The organism is Hymenobacter sp. IS2118 (assembly GCF_000715495.1).
In the GTDB taxonomy this organism is placed as follows: Bacteria; Bacteroidota; Bacteroidia; order Cytophagales; family Hymenobacteraceae; genus Hymenobacter.
The window spans coordinates 1-19586 of record NZ_JNLX01000075.1 but is presented as its reverse complement, the minus strand read 5'-3'; the positions used below and the strand labels follow the sequence as shown (position 1 = coordinate 19586).

Genomic DNA, 19586 nt, shown 5'->3' with positions numbered 1-19586 from the left:
TGCCACTGTGCATCGGCCGGCTGGCGCACCGCTCAGCCGCACGCCAGTTGCTCGGCTCAATATTTATTGAAAGCCCCTTCTAAGCGGATACTTATCCCCTGCCCCGCCGCCCTTGCTACAGCGCCACCCACTCAGCCATTTCCACATTAAACGATGCGGCGTGTATCTTTAGCAGCTAAATCCCACTCTCTTTTTAATCAGACTTCGCATGAATACTAAGTTGCGCCTCATCATATTGAGTTTCTTACAATTCTTTATCTGGGGCTCGTGGTTGATTACGATTGGAGCGTACTGGTTTCAAACCAAGGAGTGGTCGGGCGCACAGTTTGGCGCCATTTTCTCCACCATGGGCATCGCCTCCATCTTCATGCCCTCGCTCATGGGCATCGTGGCCGATAAGTACGTGAACGCGGAACGACTCTACGGCATCCTCCACATTCTGGGTGGTATCACGCTCTGCACCATTCCGTTGGTCGACGACCCCGGCGTATTCTTCTGGGTGATACTGCTGAACATGATTTTTTACATGCCCACGCTGTCTCTGTCCATTGCCGTGTCGTTTTCGGTGCTGAAAACCGAAGGCCTCGACGTGGTGAAGGACTACCCGCCCATTCGCGTGTGGGGCACCATCGGCTTTATTGTGGCCATGTGGACGGTGAGTTTGCTGGGCTTCGAAAAATCAGCCAGCCAGTTCTACGTGGCGGCGGGCGCAGCCGTACTGCTAGGCATTTATTCGTTCACGCTGCCCAAGTGCCCGCCCCAGTCCACCAACACTTCCAGCCAGGGCCTGGCCGAAATCCTGGGCCTCAAGTCGTTCGCCATTCTGCGCGACCGTAAGATGGCGGTGTTTTTCCTCTTTGCCCTGTTGCTGGGTGCGGCCTTGCAGCTCACCAACGCCTACGGCGACACCTTCCTGCACGATTTCGACCAGAATCCGGAGTTCAAGGACACCATTACGGTGAAGTACCCGGCCATCATCATGTCCATCTCGCAGATTTCCGAGACGCTGTTTATCCTCGCGATTCCGTTCTTTTTGCGGCGCTTCGGCATCAAGCAGGTTATGCTCTTCAGCATGATTGCTTGGGTGCTGCGCTTCGGCCTGTTTGCCTACGGCGACCCCGGCACGGGCCTCTGGATGATTATCCTCTCGTGCATCGTGTACGGCATGGCCTTCGACTTCTTCAATATTTCGGGCTCGCTGTTCGTCGAAACGCAGACGCAGCCCAGTATCCGGGCCAGCGCCCAAGGCCTGTTTATGATGATGACCAACGGCTTCGGGGCCGTGCTGGGCAGCTCGCTCAGTGGCCTCATCATCCAGCACTACTTCACCGATGCCAACGGCGTGAAGGACTGGCACAGCATCTGGCTCACATTTGCGGGCTATTCGCTGGTTGTTGCGGTGCTGTTCGTGTTCATCTTTAAGCACAAGCACACGCCTCTGCCGACAGAAGGCACGTTCCCCCCCGAGCCGCTGCTCACGCTGGAGCAGGCCTGATTCCGGCCGGCGCATAAGCGCCACAATACAAGATTGGTATAAAAAAAGTCTGCTTTTGGCATAAAGAAAAAGCCCGCTCTGCATGATGCAGAGCGGGCTTTTTCCGCAATCTACGGCTTCTGATTACTTATTACCGAAGAAGAAGTCGCCTTCAATCTGGGCATTCTCGTCGGAGTCGGAACCGTGTACGGCGTTGGCTTCGATGCTCTTGGCGTACTTCTTCCGGATGGTGCCTTCCTCGGCGTTGGCCGGGTTGGTGGCACCGATGAGGGTACGGAAGTCGGCCACGGCGTTGTCTTTCTCCAGAATAGCAGCCACGATGGGGCCGCTCGACATGTATTTTACCAGGTCGTTGTAGAAAGGACGCTCGGCGTGCACGGCGTAGAACTGGCCCGCGCGCTCGGCGGTAAGATTGATTTTCTGAAGCTCCACGATGCGGAAGCCGCCAGCCTCAATCATGCTCAGAACACCACCAATGTGGTTTTCCTGAACGGCATCGGGCTTAATCATGGTGAAGGTGCGGTTGGTGGCCATAAAACGGGCGGGGGTAATTGGTTAAAAAAGTTATGAAGTCACAAAAGTAGCCATAAAGCGCAAGGGTTACGGATGGGCTGGCCCAGCGGCCTGTTCTCAGGGTTTGGGCGAACCTTCCGGGGGCAGTGCGTTGTTGAGAACGGATTTCTTCCGACTTTTGCCGCCCCAATAATTTCGTAAGCCACCGGCCTTTAGTTTCTTTGAAGGCCAATCCCGTTATCGATGTCCACTTCCATTACCGCCCTGCAGGCGTTGCTCGCGCAGCCCCGGCAGGTTGTTATCACCACCCACCACAAGCCCGATGCCGACGCGCTGGGCTCTTCACTGGCCTGGGCGGGGTACCTCAAGCAAAAAGGCCACCACGTCACAGTAGTGACGCCTTCCGATTACCCGGCCTTCCTCGATTGGATGGAGGGCAACGACGAAGTGGTGGTGTACGACAAGCGCCAGAACGACCGACAGGTGCGCGACCTCATTGCGCGGGCCGAAGTTATTTGCTGCCTGGACTTTAGCTGCCTGGGCCGCATCAACGAGCTGGGCGAATACATCCGACAGGCCGGCGCCACCAAAGTCCTGGTCGACCATCACCAGGAGCCCGAAGACTTTGCCGACATCGTGTTTTCGGTGCCCAGCGCGGCGGCCACTGCCGAGCTGATTTTCGAGATTATCCGCGACCTGGGCCACCAGGACCTCATCACCAAAGGCCTGGGCGAGGCGCTCTACGCGGGCATTATGACCGACACGGGCTCATTTCGCCACCCCAGCACCTCGCGCAACGTGCACCTCATCATTGCCGAGCTGCTCAAGGTCAACATCGACCTCTCGTCGGTCCACCGCCGCATCTACGACTCGCATTCCGAAATCCGCCTGCGCTTTCTGGGCTTCGTTTTGAAAGATAAACTGGTGGTAAACCGCACCTTCAACACCGCCTACATTGCCATCACCCAGGACGAGCTGCGTCAGTACCAGAGCAAAACCGGCGACACCGAAGGCCTCGTGAACTACGCCCTGAGCATAGAGGGAATTCAGTTCGCGGCCGTTTTTATTGACCGCGGCGTGGCCGTTAAAATTTCTTTTCGCTCGGTGGGCAAGTTTTCGGTGAGCGACTTTTCGCGCCGGCATTTCGATGGTGGCGGGCACCACAACGCGTCCGGCGGCATCAGCTACCTGCCCCTGGATGCAACCATAGAGCGTTTCCTTGGCATCCTGCCCGAGTACAAGGAACAACTTACGGGCCTGCCTGCCGCCGTAGCGCCGCCGGTAGCGTAACTTTGAACCGTTTCTGATTCCTCACTTCTTATATTTTCATGCGTTTTTCCTCCCGCTCCGTGCGGCAGCTGGCCCTGGCGGCCGGCGTGCTGAGTTTCGCTTCCCTCACTGCCTGCAACAAAGACGGCGGTGACTTTGCCAAAACCAAATCCGGCATCGAATACAAGATTTTTAAGAAAGTCGGCAACGGCTACGAACGCCGTGAAATCAGCCCCGAGGGCGACCCCACCTACAAAGACCGGGTGGGCAAGTTCCTGCTCGGCAACATGCAGTACCGCACCGGCAAGGACTCCGTGCTGCAAAACACCCGCCGCGACGTAGGCCTGCCCGTGCCCCTGCCCCTGCAGGAAATCAAGACCAAAGGTGCCCCCGATGAAGCCCTTTCCATGCTGCAGCCCGGCGACAGCGGCGTGTTCCGCTTCCAGGTCGACTCGCTGATTAAGCCCAAATCGGGCCAGCCCGTGCCACCATTCTTGCGCAAAGGCGGCAACGTGGTGATGATGTACGTGGCCACCACCAATAAGCTCATCACGCAGGAAGAAGCTCAGGCCATGCAGCCGGAGCTGCAAAAGCGCGCCATGGCGGCGCAAATGAAGCAGCGCATGGCCTCGCCCGAGTACGCCAAGCAAATGAAGGAGCAGGCCGACGCCCAGGCCAAAGCAATGGCCGCCCCGGAAGTGGTAGCCCAGCTGAAAAAGGACGACGCCATTCTACAGGAATACGTGAAGAAAAACGGCTTGAACGTGCAGAAACTACCTTCGGGCGTGTACTACCAGGTGCTGAAGCCCGGCACTGGCCCCAAGCCCAACGCTGGCCAGACGGTGAGCGTGAACTACAACGGCACGCTGCTCAGCGGCAAGCAGTTCGACTCGTCGGACAAAGCCGGCAAGCCCATTGAATTCCCCCTCGGCCAGGGCGCGGTGATTCCGGGTTGGGACCAGGGCATTGCCCAGCTCAACAAGGGTAGCCGGGCCATTTTGCTCATCCCCTCGTCGTTGGCCTACGGCACCCGTGGCGCCGGCGCCGACATTCCCGCCGACTCGCCCCTGCGTTTCGAAGTGGAACTTGTTGATATCCAATAAGCTTTTAGCATTCTGATTTCCGGCCAACGGGCGGTGCGGCACAGCTGCCCAGGCCTCCGTTGGCCGGATTATTTTTTACCCCTGCTTTATGAAAAATAGTATCCTGCGTTCCCGTTACCTGACGCTGGCGCTAAGCCTGCTGCTGGCTGTACCGGCCCTGTGGAGCTGCAACACCGAAACGACCGTTCAGAAGTCGTTGCGGGAGCACGACGAGCTGATGCGGGTTATCGATGAAGACACCATCCAGAAGTACTTGGCCCGCAACCAGATAACCAATGCAGTACGCACCAATTCGGGGCTGTACGTAGTTCCCCTCGTTGAAGGCACGGGCCCGGCCGTTACGGCGGGCAAGAAAGTGAGCGTAAAGTACGTGGGGCGGCTGTTGAGCAATGGCGCCCAGCCCGGCTCCACGGGTTATCCGGCTTCGCCCGGCGATGGCCGGTTTCCGGCCGGCTCCGTTTTCGACAACTCCTCTGAAAATCGTACGGAGTGCGGCTGTGCCGTTTTCACGGCGGGTAGCGGCGCCATTGCCGGTTTTAGCGAAGGCTTGCTACTGATGAAAAAAGGTGACCGCAAGCTGCTGCTCATTCCTTCGCGCTTGGCGTACGGTACCCAAGGCCAGACTGGCAGCATCCCGCCAGATTCGGCTTTGTTGTTCGACATTGAAGTCCTTGAGGTTTTTTAAAGCATTGCAATGAAGCAAGCTGCCGGCATAACACGTAGCGTAAGCAGTTTGTGGCTGGTACTCCTGCTGCTCATCGCTACGGCTGGCCGCGCCCAGCCAGGCGCAAAGCCGGCGGTGCCATCTATTCCCACCGCTTCGGCCACGGGCACCGATACGACGCGCCTCGTTCCGCAAGTCACGCAGAACGGGGTGCGTTTTTTGTTTCGGGAGCGCGGCACGGGCCCGCTGGCACAGCCCGGCCGGCGGGTGGCGGTGCGCTACACCGGCTTCCTACCCGATGGCCACATTTTTGACGCCAGCGAGGCCGCCGGCCGGGCGTTACGCTTCCGCGTGGGCCGGGGCGAAGTCATTCCGGGTTGGGACGAGTTGCTGCCCCTTTTGCCCGAGGGCTCGCGGGTACGGGCCTGGATACCCGCCGCCCTGGCCTACGGCGCGGCTGGCGTCCGCGACCCTGACGACGACAGCCGGTTCGTCATTCCGCCCGACACAGAGCTGCTCTTCGAGCTGCAAATTCTAAGCGTGCGCTGATTCCTCCTTTGCCTGCGGCGGAATTTGCTATTTTTTGATGTTATGCAACCCAGACGCCAACCTCACGGGCCCCCAAGGATTAGGAGGTGTGGTTGGCGTCTGGGTGACGTAACATCAGTTATTTTTTGGCTATCAACTACCTACATGCGTTATTTCCTTCTCAGCGCAGTCTGCGCGCTGTTTGCTTTTCTGCAACCGGTTCATGCTCAGAGCGCCGCCAGTGGCTTTTCGCGCCTGCCGACGGGCACGGAGTACCGGCTGTTCCGTAAGGATGCGGCCGGACGCTACCAACCCCGCGCCCTGGCCGCCACCGATGCGCCTTATGCCAGCCGCGCCGGCCAGCTGCTATTGGTTTTTATGGAATTTCGCACGGGGCGCGACTCGGTGGTGATGAATTCGCGCCAGGTTCAGCCCACCCCGCAGCCGGTGCCCCTGCCCGCCTCCCCCACGCCCGGCGGGTTGGAAGAAGCCCTGGGCCTGCTCCTGCCCGGCGATAGCGCAGTGTTTCGGTTTCAGGCCGACAGCGTATTTGCCAAGACCTTCCGGCAGCCGGTGCCGCCATTCATCCGCAAAAGCGGCAACACGCTGGTGGTAACAGCTAGCGCGCGCGAACTGCTCAGCATCGCCGAAATGACGGCTCGTCAGGAAAAAATCAAGTCCCAGCAGGCATTGGCCCAAACGGCGCAGGACAATGCCCAAATCGACGCTTATCTTAAGAAGAATAAACTCGTAGCCAAAAAAACGGCCGGCGGCACGTACTACCTCATCACCCAGCCGGGCAAAGGCCTGCCCCCCAAGCAAGGGCAAACCGTGCGTGTGCTCTACCGGGGCACCGTATTGGCCACCGGGAAGGAGTTTGACTCCTCGGCCAAGCATGGCAACGAGCCCATTGCTTTTCCGCTCGGCACCGGGCAGGTTATTAAAGGCTGGGACCAAGGCATTGCCATGCTCCCGGCGGGCAGCAAGGCAGTGCTCCTTATTCCCTCGGCCCTGGCCTACGGTGCCCGTGGCGCGGGCGCCGACATTCCGGCCAATGCCGTACTCCGCTTCGAAGTAGAGCTGGTGGATTTCAAGTAGCCGCGCCGCTTTAGTTGTTGGTTGCTTGTTGTCAGTTGTCAGTCAGACCTTTATTGATGCGCTGACAACTGATAACAAGCAACTTACAACCAACGCGGCTACTCCGCCAGTACCTGCGAGAGAATATCCAGGGAGCGGATTTCGCCCATCTGCTCTACGTGCAGCTGGTAGTACCGAATGAGCACCGTGAGCAGCTCGTGCCGCACGCGGCCGTTGGGAATGCTGCTCGTGGCGGGGTCACGCAGCAGCTCGTCGAAGTATACTTCGAATTCGCGCAGCCGTAGCGTGGCCGGGCCGGTAGCGCCTTTGCTGGTGGGCGCGTGGCCCGCCATAATCACCTGGTCGGTCAGCTCAGCGCCCGAGCTGATGCCGAAGCCAAGATAGCTGGCCAAACGCAGCAGAAACACGGGGGCAAAGTTCTCGCTGCCCTTGGTTTGCTGGTCAAATTTGAGAATGGAATCGTGCAGAAACTGAAAAAGCGGCTCGTTTTGCTCTTCTTCCCGCACGGCCCGCCCTACTACTTCGGACAGAAAAAGGACCACGCTGCTTTTCTGCACCTCGTAGGGCAGCGTGGTGAAGGGCTCCGAACACCGGAACTCCGAGAGGCGGGTGAGGCCGCCGCTGCCCCGCGCCACGTAGGCCACCAGGTCGAGTAGTGTGAACGGCTGAAATAAAGCGATACGGCCCGGCGGTTTGGCCTTGCGCACGCCGTTCACAATGTAGCTCTGCACCCCCAACCGCTCGGTGTAGACGCGGGCAATGATGCTGGTTTCGCGATACTTGAGGTAGCTGAGGACGATGCCCCTGGTTTTTATTAGCATAAGTCGTTAGCCGTTAGCTGCCAGCTATTAGCCGTTAGCCTTCTTCCTATAATTACGGCATCCTTGTGGATACAACCGGTTACCTGGCTGGCGGCACTGCTTCGGGTGCGGTGCGTCTGCTTTTTGCGCTTAAGCAGTTGCGCAAAAAGCAGACGCGCATCAAATAATTAGCAACCGATTGACAATCAAGATGAAATCTTGCGGCTTGCGGCTTGTAGCTTAAAGCTTATTACTTACTTGCTCAACACGGCCACTTTGCTCACGCAGGTATTCTTGCCGTCGGCGTCCGACGTCAGCACCAGATAAACGCCCGAGCGAACGCGCTGGCCGTTGGCATTGGCCAGGTTCCAGGTAACGGTGCCGCCGTTGGCGGTGGTGGCGTACACCAGGTGCCCGGCCACGTCGGTAATCTTCACTAGGGCGTTGTTGGCCAAGCCGCTGATGCCCACAGTTCCCGCGAAATCGGCCCGAACGGGATTGGGAAATACGGCCGCGCACGTTGGCTTGCCTTCGGTGATGCTGGCCGAGCCCCGGTAGGCCACCACGCCCGCGTCGGTGGCCACCCACACTTCGCCGGTTTTGTCGTTCACTTTCACGTCCACGATGCGGTTGGACGGCAGCGGGCTGTTGTCGGTGGTGAAATGCAGCAGCGCCTCATCGGCGTCGGGGCTGAAGAGCCACAGACCGTTGTCGGTGCCAAACCACTTACGGTCGCCGCCATCAATGGCCAGCGTGCGCACGGCCTCCGTAAACAACACGGGAAAGCCAGTGCCTTCGCCCCGCGTCACAAAGGGCAGCGTGAACCCGGTATTGGGTTCAAACGGCCCGCTGGGGTCGTTAAATACCGCCACGCCTTTGATGGTGGCGGCCCAAATGCTACCCCGCCGGTCCTTGGCCAGCTCGTAAATCTGGTTGTCGGGCAAGCCGGACGCCGTAGTGAAGAAACGCGGCGGGTTGGGGTTGACCAATGCAGGGTCAATTGCAAAGATTCCGAGCGCCGCGTTGGTAGGGTCCGTTTTGCGCGACACCGACACCCACGCGTAGCCATTATCATCGAGCACGATGCGTTCGAGTGCCTCCAGGCCCGACACCCACGGGATGGTGCGCCAGGTGGTGGCCACCGGGTCCAGAATAAACAGGCCCGAAGTGTTTGGGCGTAAGTGGCGGTTCACCACCCACACTAAGCCCGCGGCGTCGGCCGTCACGTCGGTCACTTCTACCCGTTGCGGGAGACCAAACGTGCCCAGCAGTGGGCTGCCGGTGGGCGTGCCCTGGCCAAATTGCCGGAACTTTCCGGGGCCTTGCCATTCGAGCAGGCCCCCACCGTTGTTGCCCACGTACAAGGTGCCATCCGGGGTGCGGGTGCCGCGCACGGGGCTCAGCGGGTTAGGGAAATCCGAGGACGAAGGAAAAGCCGATGCCGTAAAATTGGTCCATTGCCCGCCGGCAAACTCGTAGAACCCCGCCCGGAGGCCCGAGGGCACGTAGCGCTCCGAATACCCGCCCGTGAAGACGTTGACTTTGTTGCTGCGGGCATCGGCCAGAATGCTGAATGCCAGGTTGGATTCGGGGCCGTTGGCCACAAACTGCTCCGGAGCCTGGCCCGAGCCGGGCTGCACCCGCTGCAAGCCGAGGTTGTAATTGACCACGTAGTAGCTGCCGTCGCGGGAGCGCGCGGCGTCCAGCGTGGAGGTGCCGCCGGTTGGTGGCACCACGGTGGTTACGGCACCGTTGCCATCAATACGGCGCACCCCGGCGGCGTCGTCGACGATAAACACGCCGGTACTGCTGCCGCGCAGGCTGCGAAACTGTGCCGAGTACGTATTGGGCACCAGCTGCCACGCGCCCGGATTTCCCGGCACGTACCTGTAAACGTTATTCCCTTCTACCCCGGCGTACACCTGCCCGGCATAAGCGGCCAGGGTACGGTAGATGGGCTGCGCCGGGTTGGGGGAAAGTGGCACCGGCAAGTACTGCGTCCAGTTGCGGTAATCGAGCAGGTTGCTGGTCAGCGCTCCCCGTAGCAAGCCCACGGAAGTAGCTGCAAAAAGGCCCCCATTAGCCACTGCGGCATCATAAACGGTCACCACGGTACCGCCGGGACCGATGTTACTGTACGTATCGGTAATCTCAAGCTTTGCCAAATCAATCGCCACAAGGCCAAAGCTGGTTGACAAGTAGGCTTTTCCGGCCCCGACAGACACCTGATTGATGACTTTACTGCCCTGGATTGGCTTGCGCAGCACGTCGTTCAGGTTGCGCACGCGGCCGTTGGGCTGCAGGATGTCGATGTTAGTATTTTTGTAAGCCAATACGGTTTGCCGCGTTACCGAGTCGTAGGCCAGCGCCACCACGCCCACGTCATTCAGCCCGTCGCGCCGCGAAAGCACCTGGGTGGTGTTCAGCTTTTTATCCAGAAAATAAAAGTTGCTTTCCGTGGCCACGTACACCCGGTCGCCACTATCGGCCAGGCGCAGGGGGCGGTTGGTGGGCAGATGCAGCTGCCAGTCGCCGTAGCCCGCGGTGCTTTGTGCACGGGCGGTACCGGCCCATAAAAACACGCCAGTCAGCACCAGCAAACAACGGAAAATGTGCAACATACGCTCAGCAAAAAACACGGTTTAAATAGAAGCAGCAGGACTGCTTTCGCCAACGCTCAGCCCGGCCATTTAGTGCGTAGTGGCCGAGCGGCCCTCCGAGGCCAGTGACTTGGCCTGCATGCCCGCCAGAAAGCACGGCCGGCACCGGGCTTCGTAGGAGTCGGTTTCGCCGAGGAGCACCTGGCTTTCGCTGGCCGCAATGCGATACGAGTATGAGGCAATTTCGCCGCAGCATACGCACACGGCGTGCACTTTGGTCACGTATTCGGCCGTGGCCAGCAGCGCCGGCATGGGCCCGAACGGCCGCCCCAGGTAATCCATGTCGAGCCCGGCCACGATGACGCGGGTACCATTATTGGCCAGCTGCAGGCAAACGTCAACCAGGGAATCGTCAAAAAACTGGCCTTCATCAATGCCCACCACGTCGGAACCGGCGGCGAGCAGCAGAATTTCGGATGGCAGGGCCACCGGCGTCGAGCGGATGCGGGCCGCGTTGTGGCTCACCACGTCCTCGGCATCGTAGCGGGTGTCCACGGCGGGCTTGAAAATTTCCACCTGCTGCCGGGCAATGCGGGCACGGGTCAGGCGGCGAATGAGTTCTTCGGTTTTGCCCGAGAACATGGAGCCGCACACCACTTCAATCCAGCCCCGGCGGGGGGCGTGGTGACGGTTGCCGACGCGGGGTTCGATAAACAAGGTACTAGCGGGCTTGAAATGATTTGGAAACCTAAAGTTAGGAACGAACCACCGAGGACGAAGCCGCAATTTCACGGCGCTTCCCAACCTGCTCCAGTAAACCCGCTGACCGTCTGCCCTTCCACCACGGTGCGTTGCCGTCAATAATTCCGGCAACTCCGCATTTGGGATTAGCTGTACCGGACGTGGGGCAGCTGCGTGGCTTCGGGCACGCGGCCCACTACGTCGCCGGCGGCCAGACGGGCCTGGCAGGTCAGCCGCTCGTGGGCGAGCAGGCGCCCGGCGGCCCGGTAGCGCTCCTCGGCCGCCGTCGGCGGGCTGAGGTTTTCCAGGCCGGTGCGCACCTGCAGGCGGCAGGTGGTGCAGCGGCCTTTGGCGCCGCAGGCGTGCATCCAGTCGTGGCCGGCGGCTTGCAGGGCGGCCAGCAGCGTGGCCCCGGCGGGCACCGTCAACACGGCACCCGGTAAGTTTTCAATCGTTAAGAGGGCCATTTATGCCTAACTTCGGCCACCGAAACCCGGCCTTTTTATGAACGACAAATATAGCCTCGCCAAGTGTGCGCAATACGGTCGCCGTCTGGCCACACGGCTCTGCGACCAGCACTTCGGCTCCCAGTCCGCCGCCGCCCTCGATGGTCCGGCAGTACTCAAATTCACTCCCATTCGCCAACTCAATCTACTGGTAGTACGCCAGTTGCTTGGCCAGTGGCAAGATGAAACGGCTCGCCTGCGCAGCCCCTATTTCGATTTTGAGGCGGCGCCGGTGCAAGCAGCGCTCACGCAGTTCATGAATGTGCTTTCGCGCCACATCAGTCTGGGCCGCGGCGCTTTTGAGCCTTTGCTGGCCCAGGCCGCCGCCGACACCCTGACCATTGTGGCGGACCCGGCTGCCAGCTTCCAGCGCCTGATTCTGGGCAGTGCCGAAACATTCACGCTGCCAGGGCTGCGCGCCAACCTGCGCTACATCGACGTGGACAAAGCCTTTTACGAAGGATTCGTGGACAGCCTGCCAGCCAGTAGCGAACTGAGTCGCGACTTCCTGACGCACCGCTTCGAGCTCTACCACGCGGCCAACTACAAGGCCCACCAGCCCATGCAGCGCGTGGTAGATGAGCTTAGCGCCCTGCTCCCGCTCACCACCGCCGATTTGCTTGAGGATGGCCCGGTATCGACCACGACCGTGCCGGTTACACAGGCTGTGCCGGTTATCGAGCCCCGGCCAGCAACCGTTCCCGTGGCCGTTGCACCAGAAGTTGCACCCGTCTCCGTCCCGTCGTTTGTAGCGACTCCGTTAGTAGAGGCTCCGTCAGTAGCGGCGGTATCAGCTTCCCCCACGCTTGCTGCTGAGCCAATGGCCCCAACCCAGCCGGTGCTAACTGCGGAAGTAGCCAGTGTGCCCCTGCACGAAAAGCTGAAAGCCAGCCAGCCCAGTGCATCCCTGCTGGCCGACACTTTGCGCGCAAGCGCGGCACCTTCTCAGCTGGCCGAGCGCACGGGCCCGAAAGTTGAGACATTGCGCGAAGCCATTTCCATCAATCAGCGCTTCAGCTTCATCAACGAGCTATTCAGCGGTGAAAACATGGATTACCACGCCACCATTCAGCACCTCGACTCGTTGGGAACTGCCGACCAGGCCCGCGCTTATGTTACCGGCGACTTGTCTCAACGCTACGATTGGAACCGCAAGGAAGAGCACGTCAACAAGCTTCTGAAGCTCATTGAGCGCAAGTTTGCCTAGTTCTCCATCCGTTTCTAATGCACGACTGGGGAAATCCTGGGTCCGTCGCTGGCTGCTACCCTGGCTACTGGCAGTGGCGGCGCTGGCCAGTCTGGCCTATCCCATGTACGTGCACTTTGATTTTTCCCACTCGCCCGACACGCGCAGCTATCTGCGCATGGCCGCCGGGCGTTTCGATAGCACGCGGGTAACGCACCGGTACCGGGTGCTGGTACCGGCCGCCGCGGCCGTCGTAGCCGCCCCTCTCACCAAAGTCTACGCAAAGGTGTGGCCGCAGCGCCCCGCCGGGCTATGGCCGTTGCGCTTTGCTTTTTATCTGGTCAACTGCCTGTTGCTGGCGGCGGCGGCGGCCTGCTGGTTCAATGCCGCCCGGCTCACCGGTGCCACTGCGGAAGCGGCGGCGCTCGCCATGCTGGCCGTGCTCACCAGTCGCTGGGCCGCGTACGCCGCTGGCCTCCCCCTTACTGACAGCCTGTACCTGGTGGTTTTTGGTCTGGCGTACTATGGAATCCGCCGCGGTCCAGCCGGGAGTTGGGCCTTGATTCTGGCACTTGTGCTCGGTCCCATTGCCAAGGAATCGTTCTTCCTGCTGCTGCCGTGGCTGTTTTGGTTTGGCCGCAACACCCTTGCCTGGCCCCGGCAGCTGCTGGCCTTAGCCGTAGGCCTGGCCGCCCTCTTCGCCGTGCACCGGCTTGTTGATAATAGCATAGCTGCGCCGCCTACTCAGTCTATTTCCAATGCCCTGGAGCATCTTGAAAACCTGACTTACTCGATGCGCCGCGCTTTTTCGGCCAAAGGCATTGGCGAGCTACTTAGCATCTTCGGCCTGTTCACCCTTATTTTTCCCATTGCCGTGTGGCTGGAAAAAAGGCGTAATAACCCATCCGCCAGTTTCTACGCCGCCCTGGGCGTGCCCGAGGTCGGCTTGCTGGCTGTGGTGTTGCTGCACATGCTGCTTTCGGGTGACCTGGGTCGCATGGGCTACCTATTCGCGCCGGTTTTCTGTGCCGCGTTGGCATTGGTCTTCACGCACGGCCGCCGCTTATTGCGCAGCTGAATGGCTCTTTTTCGGCCCCTGCAAGCCGATTAGCGACAATCCTAACAGCACCGGCCATACCGGCATCAGAAAGCGGGCCGCGCCCAACGGGCCCGTTACCACGGCCACGTACAGCAGCAACCCAGCTGCGAGCCAGCCCCCGGCGCGCAGCATCGGTCCTCCCCTTCGAAGCAACAGCAGCCCCCGCACGGCCAATACCAAGCGGACTACGTTGGCCAACAATACCATCGCCAGCCCCCCAAGCAACCCTAAGGGCAACTTGGCGAGGGCCTGTAGCAAACCCCCGTCCCGGACTTGTGCCAGCAATCCCCCGCCGACAGGTGGTTTCAAACCCAAAAACTGGCTGATATCAAATCGGCCGGGGTCCAGGAAAAAGGCGCCCATTCCCAACGCCTGTTGGCGGGCATATAGCAGCGGATGCGCCCATAATACGGCTACCGCTTCCTTACGAATCAATTGCTGGCGCTGGGCGAAAGTAGGCTGGGCATTTGCTTTTCGCAGTACTGCCTTCACCCAAGTATCCTCGGCCGCTGGTCCGGTTTGCTGCCGAATTACCCCAGCTGCGTTGTAATACAACAGGTTGATTTCGGCAATACTTGAAAAATGGAAATACCCCGTGCGCTGCTCATTCCATTCCATGTAGGCCCCCGTCACGAGCAAAGGCACTAGTCCCAATAGCCCCAGCACCCATTTCCTGCGCCGCCACGCAATCAGTACGCCCATCCCCCCCAGTCCAACTGCTAACGGGTAAAAAACCGGTTTCAGCAGCAACGCCAGAACCAGGGCCCCCATTACTCCCGCGAAATACCGACTCCTTTTGGTCCTGATAAAGAGCAAGGCACTAATCATCAGCATTACCACCACCGCTTGCAGGAGCATTTCACTCATCACGGCATTGGCATAAATGTACTGCGCCGGAAAAGTCAACAAAATCAGTACTACCCAACCCCACTTCTTCGGCTCAGGTTTACACCAACGGGCCCAGTAAGCTACTACCAATCCAATAGTCAGAATGCTTAACAGGTTCTGAATTATTAGTAGCAGTACCGGCTGCTTCGCACTATTTAAAACCAGTAAAGCCACCGGATAACCAAGTGGCCTAATCGTATATTCCTGAATTGCCTCTCCTTGTAACAAACCAACAGGCAAAGCACGGGCATAAAGCTGTCCGTGAATCCGCAAATTTTCAGCGGCCTGCAAGTACCTATCGGAATCTGGAAAATACCATTTTTCGGCAGTGAGGGACCAGCCCAAAGCAAGTGCATGTACTGCTATCAATACCGCCCAAATCCAAACTGGTACCACCTTAGCCGTCATCAGCGCACCAAGTCTTGCTTGCGGTAGGCATCCAGTGCCAGCAAACTAAATAAGAGGATAGTAAACGACCACAGGGAAGAACCTCCGTAGCTAAAAAACGGCAGGGGAATGCCCACTACGGGCGCTAATCCAATAGTCATCCCAATATTCACAGTTATGTGAAAAAACAGCACACTCGCCACGCAGTAACCGTATGTTCGTCCGAATACTGACTTTTGACGTTCCGCTAAGTGGATAATTCGCCAAAGCAAAACCAGATACAATCCAATCACCAAACAGCTACCCATCCAGCCGAATTCTTCACCTACTGTACAGAAGATAAAGTCCGTGCTCTGCTCGGGCACAAAATCAAATTTGGTCTGGGTACCCTGCAGGAACCCCTTGCCAACGAGTCCTCCTGACCCAATTGCAATTTTGCTCTGTGTCACATTCCATCCCTTACCCAACGGGTCTGATGATGGGTTGATGAGTATTTCAATGCGCTGCCGTTGGTGAGGCTGCAGAACGTTATTATAAAAAAAGTCCACTCCTACTACCATTCCCACCACAGCAGCCCAAACACCCACAGCAAGCGGCAAATGATGCCGGAGCACCCTACGATTGAACCCTAAAACGGTTAAAAGTATAACCGTGAAAGCACCGACCAACCACAATTTCGGCACCAGCAAAGCAAGCAAAAGGATAACTCCTCCCACCACTAACAAAAGCAGTATCAGGGGGGACATCCCTTCTCTAAAATAAGCTAGCAGTAACGCTGCAAATACCAACGCCTGCCCCGACTCATTAGAAGCAATAATCAGCACTGGCGGCAATAAAGTTATGCCAGCAAGTAACATCTGGTCACGCCAATTCTGATTCCGCAAATTGATTCCCGCCATAAATCGCGAGGCAGCCAATGCAGTTGTGAACTTTGCAAATTCTGCTGGCTGCAATCTTACTGGTCCAATTTCCAACCACGACCGAGAACCTCCAATAGGGCGCGCTACGAAAAGAGTTACCAACAGTAACACAATCATTCCCGCATACAGCACATATGCTAACGTGTCATACGCCTTGTAATCCACTACCAGCAGTACCACAATCAGCACAAACGCCGTCCCAATCCAAAGCACTTGTTTGAACCAGTTAAACGCCATAAGTTCATCAAAACTTAAACTCCCCAATGGATTAACAGGCGAATCAAGCGAGTAGCTTGATGCATAAATGCAAACCCAGCCTATCCCAACCAGCAATGCATAGAGTAACACAGTCAACCAATCAATACTACGACTGTAACGTGCTGGCGAAACTTGCACAGATAATTATATCTAATTGGGGAAACAGTATTTGCTAAGTTAAGATTTTATCTAATCTTGAACAGAATCTTAACTTAGATTGTGGCTATTGTGTAGCAAAGTGAAAACCAATTTGGCACTTTGCCTTCAATGCAAGGCGCTACGGCTTCACAGAATAAGCATTAGGAAACGCCTGTAACGCCAAACGCCCCCCGCGGGCTGGTGAAAGCGGGCGGGGGGCGTTTGGGCAATAAGGTTGGCGGCGACCGACTCTCCCACCGGTGAAGGCAGTACCATAGGCGCACCGGGGCTTAACGACTCTGTTCGGAATGGGAAGAGGTGAACACCCGGGCTAAAGCCACCATTGCTGGCGGGGGTTGCGGTGTTCTATTGTCTTCTTGTGAGAAGAACGCAACCCTCAATAACTCGACGTAAGGGGACAAAAACGAAACGTATGGTGCGTGCTTGACGCCAGCCGCACTTGCGTGCGGCTCTAAAAGAAGCCCTCGGCCACTTAGTACGGCTCAGCTATTCTATTTCTAGTTGTTCACCTGCCGCCTATCAACGTCGTCATCTCCGACGGGCCTTCCATTGGGAAATCTCATCTCCAGGTGAGTTTCGCACTTAGATGCTTTCAGCGCTTATCTCGTCCCAGCGTAGCTACCCGGCGCTGCACCTGGCGGTACAACCGGCGCACCAGCGGCTGGTCCATCCCGGTCCTCTCGTACTAAGGACAGGTCCTGTCAAATTTCCAACGCCCACCACAGATAGGGACCGAACTGTCTCACGACGTTCTGAACCCAGCTCGCGTGCCACTTTAATCGGCGAACAGCCGAACCCTTGGGACCTTCTCCAGCCCCAGGACGTGACGAGCCGACATCGAGGTGCCAAACCTCCCCGTCGATATGAGCTCTTGGGGGAGATCAGCCTGTTATCCCCGGCGTACCTTTTATCCTTTGAGCGATGGCCCTTCCATGCGGAACCACCGGATCACTATATCCGTCTTTCGACCCTGCTCGGCTAGTCGGCCTCACAGTCAAGCCCGCTTCTGCTATTGCGCTCTGCGTCCGGTTACCAAGCGGACTGAGCGGACCTTTGAAAGCCTCCGATACTCTTTTGGAGGCGACCACCCCAGTCAAACTACCCAGCAGCCACTGTCTCCCGAATCTTCGGGATTAGGCATCAGGCACGGCAAGGGCGGTATTTCAACGTCGGCTCCCCGAGAACTAGCGTCCCCGGCTCAGCGCCTCCCGCCTATGCTACACATGCCGAACCCAACACCAATGGCAACCTATAGTAAAGGTGCACGGGGTCTTTCCGTCCCGTGGCGGGTACTCGGCATCTTCACCGAGACTACAATTTCACCGAGCTCACGGCTGAGACAGCGCCCAGATCGTTACACCATTCGTGCAGGTCGGAACTTACCCGACAAGGAATTTCGCTACCTTAGGACCGTTATAGTTACGGCCGCCGTTTACCGGGGCTTCGATTCAAACCTTCGCCTTGCGACTAAGTTCCCCTCTTAACCTTCCGGCACCGGGCAGGTGTCAGACCTTATACGTCCGCTTGCGCGTTAGCAAAGTCATGTGTTTTTGTTAAACAGTCGCCTGGGCCTTTTCACTGCGGCTTCTCGTCTTGCAACGAGGAAGCGACCCTTCTCCCGAAGTTACAGGTCCATTTTGCCGAGTTCCTTGGCCGTGATTCACTCGAGCGCCTCAGGATACTCTCCTTGACTACCTGTGTCGGTTTGCGGTACGGGTAATAAATGGGTTAAAACGCTTAGCAGGTTTTCTTGGCAGTCGGATTAGGCACACTATCCGCGTGTTCCGAAGAACGTACGGTACTATCAACTTTCGGCTAGAGTGGCGTACTTAACTACCTCCCCAATACCTACGGTCTTCAACGGGCACTTCCGTCCGCCCGCGGTGCTTTCACTTCTGCGTCACTGCATCACTTCCATTCATTAGTACAGGAATATTAACCTGCTGTCCATCGAGTGCACCTTTCGGCTTCCCCTTAGGTCCCGACTAACCCAATTCCGATTAGCGTTGAATTGGAAACCTTAGTCTATCGGCGTGCGGGTTTCTCACCCGCATTATCGTTACTCATGCCTACATATGCTTTTCTCCACGCTCCAACATGCCTGACGACACGCCTTCACCGCAAGGAGAATGCTCCCCTACCACTTAGTAGTCTTTCATACTAAATCCAAAGCTTCGGTACTAGATTTGATGCCCGCGTATTATCGACGCCCGCTCGCTCGACCAGTGAGCTGTTACGCACTCTTTAAAGGAATGGCTGCTTCCAAGCCAACCTCCTGGCTGTCAAAGCAAGTGGACCTCCTTTGTTCAACTTAATCTAGATTTAGGGACCTTAGCTGTTGGTCTGGGTTCTTTCCCTCTCGGCCGGGGACCTTAGCACCCCAGGCCTCACTGCCGTGTATAGCCATTGGCATTCGGAGTTCATCAGGATTCGGTAGGCTCTGACACCCCCTAGTCCTATTGGTAGCTCTACCTCCAATGACCTCAACCACGACGCTGTACCTCAATACATTTCGGGGAGTACGAGCTATTTCTCAGTTTGATTGGCCTTTCACCCCTACCCTCAAGTCATCCAAATCCTTTTCAACGGAAACTGGTTCGGTCCTCCAGTGCATGTTACTGCACCTTCAACCTGCTCAAGGGTAGCTCACAAAGTTTCGCGTCTACCCCCCCCGACTGCACGCCCTGTTCAGACTCGCTTTCGCTGCGGCTCCGCGCCTTAAAGCGCTTAACCTTGCCGGGGAGGAGTAACTCGTAGGCTCATTATGCAAAAGGCACGCTATCAGCCCACTAAAGGCCTCTAACTGCTTGTAAGCACACGGTTTCAGGTTCTTTTCACTCCGGTATTCCCGGTTCTTTTCACCTTTCCCTCACGGTACTAGTTCACTATCGGTGTCTCAGGAGTATGTAGCCTTAGCGGATGGTGCCGCTCGATTCAGACGGGGTTTCTCCGGCCCCGCCCTACTCAGGATCCCACTACCGTGAATCAGAATTGTCGCTTACCGGGCTCTCACCGTCTATGGCGCCCTTTCCCAAGGGCTTCAGCTAACTCGATTCAATCAGATGTCGTGGTCCTACAACCCCGGATTGGCCGTAACCAACCCGGTTTGGGCTCCTCCCCGTTCGCTCGCCACTACTTGGGGAATCATTGTTATTTTCTTTTCCTGCAGGTACTTAGATGTTTCAGTTCCCTGCGTTTGCCACCGCCAGTCAAGCTGGTCGGTTCCTGACTCTTCCAGTCAGGGGGTTGCCCCATTCGGAAATGCTGGGATGTAACGAGTATGTGCCTCTCCCCCAGCCTTATCGCAGCTTATCGCGTCCTTCGTCGCCTCTGAGACCCTAGGCATCCCCCGTGTGCTCTTTCTTACTTCTT

Annotated in this window: 15 protein-coding genes and 2 rRNA genes; 8 read left to right on the top strand and 9 right to left on the bottom strand. The window is 57.8% G+C overall.

Annotated elements, in window-relative coordinates:
• The first annotated feature begins 208 nt into the window (after positions 1-208).
• A complete protein-coding gene (locus GM79_RS06410) occupies positions 209-1495 on the top strand; it encodes a nucleoside permease (RefSeq protein WP_035560997.1) in 1287 nt (428 codons plus the stop codon).
• 123 nt (positions 1496-1618) lie between these two features.
• On the opposite strand, the gene GM79_RS06405 is transcribed toward GM79_RS06410, so the two are convergent.
• A complete protein-coding gene (locus GM79_RS06405) occupies positions 1619-2029 on the bottom strand; it encodes a nucleoside-diphosphate kinase (protein WP_035560994.1) in 411 nt (136 codons plus the stop codon).
• A gap of 222 nt (positions 2030-2251) precedes the next feature.
• Between GM79_RS06405 and GM79_RS06400 the strand changes: the two genes are divergently transcribed.
• From GM79_RS06400 to GM79_RS06380, 5 genes are all read left to right on the top strand, one after another.
• Positions 2252-3298, top strand: a complete 1047-nt coding sequence (locus tag GM79_RS06400; protein WP_035560991.1) for a DHH family phosphoesterase — start codon at positions 2252-2254, stop codon at positions 3296-3298.
• 38 nt (positions 3299-3336) lie between these two features.
• A complete protein-coding gene (locus GM79_RS22795; RefSeq protein ID WP_051718591.1) occupies positions 3337-4380 on the top strand; it encodes an FKBP-type peptidyl-prolyl cis-trans isomerase in 1044 nt (347 codons plus the stop codon).
• A gap of 88 nt (positions 4381-4468) precedes the next feature.
• Entirely contained in the window at positions 4469-5065 is a 597-nt protein-coding gene (locus GM79_RS06390) for an FKBP-type peptidyl-prolyl cis-trans isomerase (protein WP_051718590.1), read from the top strand.
• A gap of 9 nt (positions 5066-5074) precedes the next feature.
• Positions 5075-5593: an FKBP-type peptidyl-prolyl cis-trans isomerase gene (locus GM79_RS06385; protein ID WP_051718589.1), complete on the top strand. Its 519-nt coding sequence runs from the start codon at positions 5075-5077 to the stop codon at positions 5591-5593.
• Between the two features lie 144 nt (positions 5594-5737).
• Positions 5738-6670, top strand: coding sequence for an FKBP-type peptidyl-prolyl cis-trans isomerase (locus tag GM79_RS06380; protein WP_051718588.1), 933 nt, complete (start codon positions 5738-5740; stop codon positions 6668-6670).
• A 98-nt stretch (positions 6671-6768) separates the two neighbouring features.
• Here the strand turns inward: GM79_RS06380 and recO are convergent, their stop codons facing one another.
• The 4 genes from recO to GM79_RS06360 form a co-directional block, all read right to left on the bottom strand.
• Positions 6769-7491: a DNA repair protein RecO gene (gene recO, locus GM79_RS06375; RefSeq protein WP_035560988.1), complete on the bottom strand. Its 723-nt coding sequence runs from the start codon at positions 7489-7491 to the stop codon at positions 6769-6771.
• 233 nt (positions 7492-7724) lie between these two features.
• A complete protein-coding gene (locus tag GM79_RS06370) occupies positions 7725-10091 on the bottom strand; it encodes a two-component regulator propeller domain-containing protein (RefSeq protein ID WP_035560986.1) in 2367 nt (788 codons plus the stop codon).
• Positions 10092-10160: 69 nt separating this feature from the next.
• The gene (locus GM79_RS06365; RefSeq protein ID WP_035560983.1) at positions 10161-10787 is read right to left on the bottom strand and encodes a thymidine kinase; all 627 of its coding nucleotides are present in this window, start codon (positions 10785-10787) and stop codon (positions 10161-10163) included.
• 170 nt (positions 10788-10957) lie between these two features.
• Positions 10958-11278 carry a 2Fe-2S iron-sulfur cluster-binding protein gene (locus GM79_RS06360; protein ID WP_035560981.1) on the bottom strand — a complete coding sequence of 107 codons (321 nt, stop codon included), beginning with the start codon at positions 11276-11278 and terminating at the stop codon, positions 10958-10960.
• A 37-nt stretch (positions 11279-11315) separates the two neighbouring features.
• Between GM79_RS06360 and GM79_RS06355 the strand changes: the two genes are divergently transcribed.
• Together GM79_RS06355 and GM79_RS06350 are read left to right on the top strand one after the other, a co-directional pair.
• Positions 11316-12524, top strand: a complete 1209-nt coding sequence (locus tag GM79_RS06355) for a hypothetical protein (RefSeq protein WP_035560979.1) — start codon at positions 11316-11318, stop codon at positions 12522-12524.
• Between the two features lie 103 nt (positions 12525-12627).
• The gene (locus GM79_RS06350; RefSeq protein WP_152559873.1) at positions 12628-13581 is read left to right on the top strand and encodes a hypothetical protein; all 954 of its coding nucleotides are present in this window, start codon (positions 12628-12630) and stop codon (positions 13579-13581) included.
• Here GM79_RS06350 and GM79_RS06345 read toward each other — a convergent pair.
• The 4 genes from GM79_RS06345 to GM79_RS06330 form a co-directional block, all read right to left on the bottom strand.
• Entirely contained in the window at positions 13567-14898 is a 1332-nt protein-coding gene (locus GM79_RS06345; RefSeq protein WP_035560975.1) for a hypothetical protein, read from the bottom strand. The genes GM79_RS06350 and GM79_RS06345 overlap by 15 nt on opposite strands.
• Positions 14898-16193, bottom strand: a complete 1296-nt coding sequence (rodA, locus tag GM79_RS06340; protein ID WP_035560973.1) for a rod shape-determining protein RodA — start codon at positions 16191-16193, stop codon at positions 14898-14900. The genes GM79_RS06345 and rodA overlap by 1 nt, the downstream gene beginning before the upstream one ends.
• Before the next feature lie 233 nt (positions 16194-16426).
• Positions 16427-16538: ribosomal RNA gene (gene rrf / locus GM79_RS06335) — 5S ribosomal RNA — on the bottom strand.
• Between the two features lie 128 nt (positions 16539-16666).
• A 23S ribosomal RNA gene (locus GM79_RS06330) occupies positions 16667-19586 on the bottom strand.

What these genes read in the sequence shown, in the direction of transcription:
- GM79_RS06400 (WP_035560991.1), top strand. Translation starts at nt 2,252, where the DNA reads ATGTCCACTTCCATTACCGCCCTGCAGGCGTTGCTCGCGCAGCCCCGG.
- GM79_RS06370 (WP_035560986.1), bottom strand. Translation starts at nt 10,091, where the DNA reads ATGTTGCACATTTTCCGTTGTTTGCTGGTGCTGACTGGCGTGTTTTTA.
- GM79_RS06345 (WP_035560975.1), bottom strand. Translation starts at nt 14,898, where the DNA reads ATGACGGCTAAGGTGGTACCAGTTTGGATTTGGGCGGTATTGATAGCA.
- GM79_RS22795 (WP_051718591.1), top strand. Translation starts at nt 3,337, where the DNA reads ATGCGTTTTTCCTCCCGCTCCGTGCGGCAGCTGGCCCTGGCGGCCGGC.
- GM79_RS06390 (WP_051718590.1), top strand. Translation starts at nt 4,469, where the DNA reads ATGAAAAATAGTATCCTGCGTTCCCGTTACCTGACGCTGGCGCTAAGC.
- GM79_RS06350 (WP_152559873.1), top strand. Translation starts at nt 12,628, where the DNA reads ATGTACGTGCACTTTGATTTTTCCCACTCGCCCGACACGCGCAGCTAT.
- recO (WP_035560988.1), bottom strand. Translation starts at nt 7,491, where the DNA reads ATGCTAATAAAAACCAGGGGCATCGTCCTCAGCTACCTCAAGTATCGC.
- GM79_RS06355 (WP_035560979.1), top strand. Translation starts at nt 11,316, where the DNA reads ATGAACGACAAATATAGCCTCGCCAAGTGTGCGCAATACGGTCGCCGT.
- GM79_RS06385 (WP_051718589.1), top strand. Translation starts at nt 5,075, where the DNA reads ATGAAGCAAGCTGCCGGCATAACACGTAGCGTAAGCAGTTTGTGGCTG.
- GM79_RS06380 (WP_051718588.1), top strand. Translation starts at nt 5,738, where the DNA reads ATGCGTTATTTCCTTCTCAGCGCAGTCTGCGCGCTGTTTGCTTTTCTG.
- GM79_RS06360 (WP_035560981.1), bottom strand. Translation starts at nt 11,278, where the DNA reads ATGGCCCTCTTAACGATTGAAAACTTACCGGGTGCCGTGTTGACGGTG.
- GM79_RS06410 (WP_035560997.1), top strand. Translation starts at nt 209, where the DNA reads ATGAATACTAAGTTGCGCCTCATCATATTGAGTTTCTTACAATTCTTT.
- GM79_RS06405 (WP_035560994.1), bottom strand. Translation starts at nt 2,029, where the DNA reads ATGGCCACCAACCGCACCTTCACCATGATTAAGCCCGATGCCGTTCAG.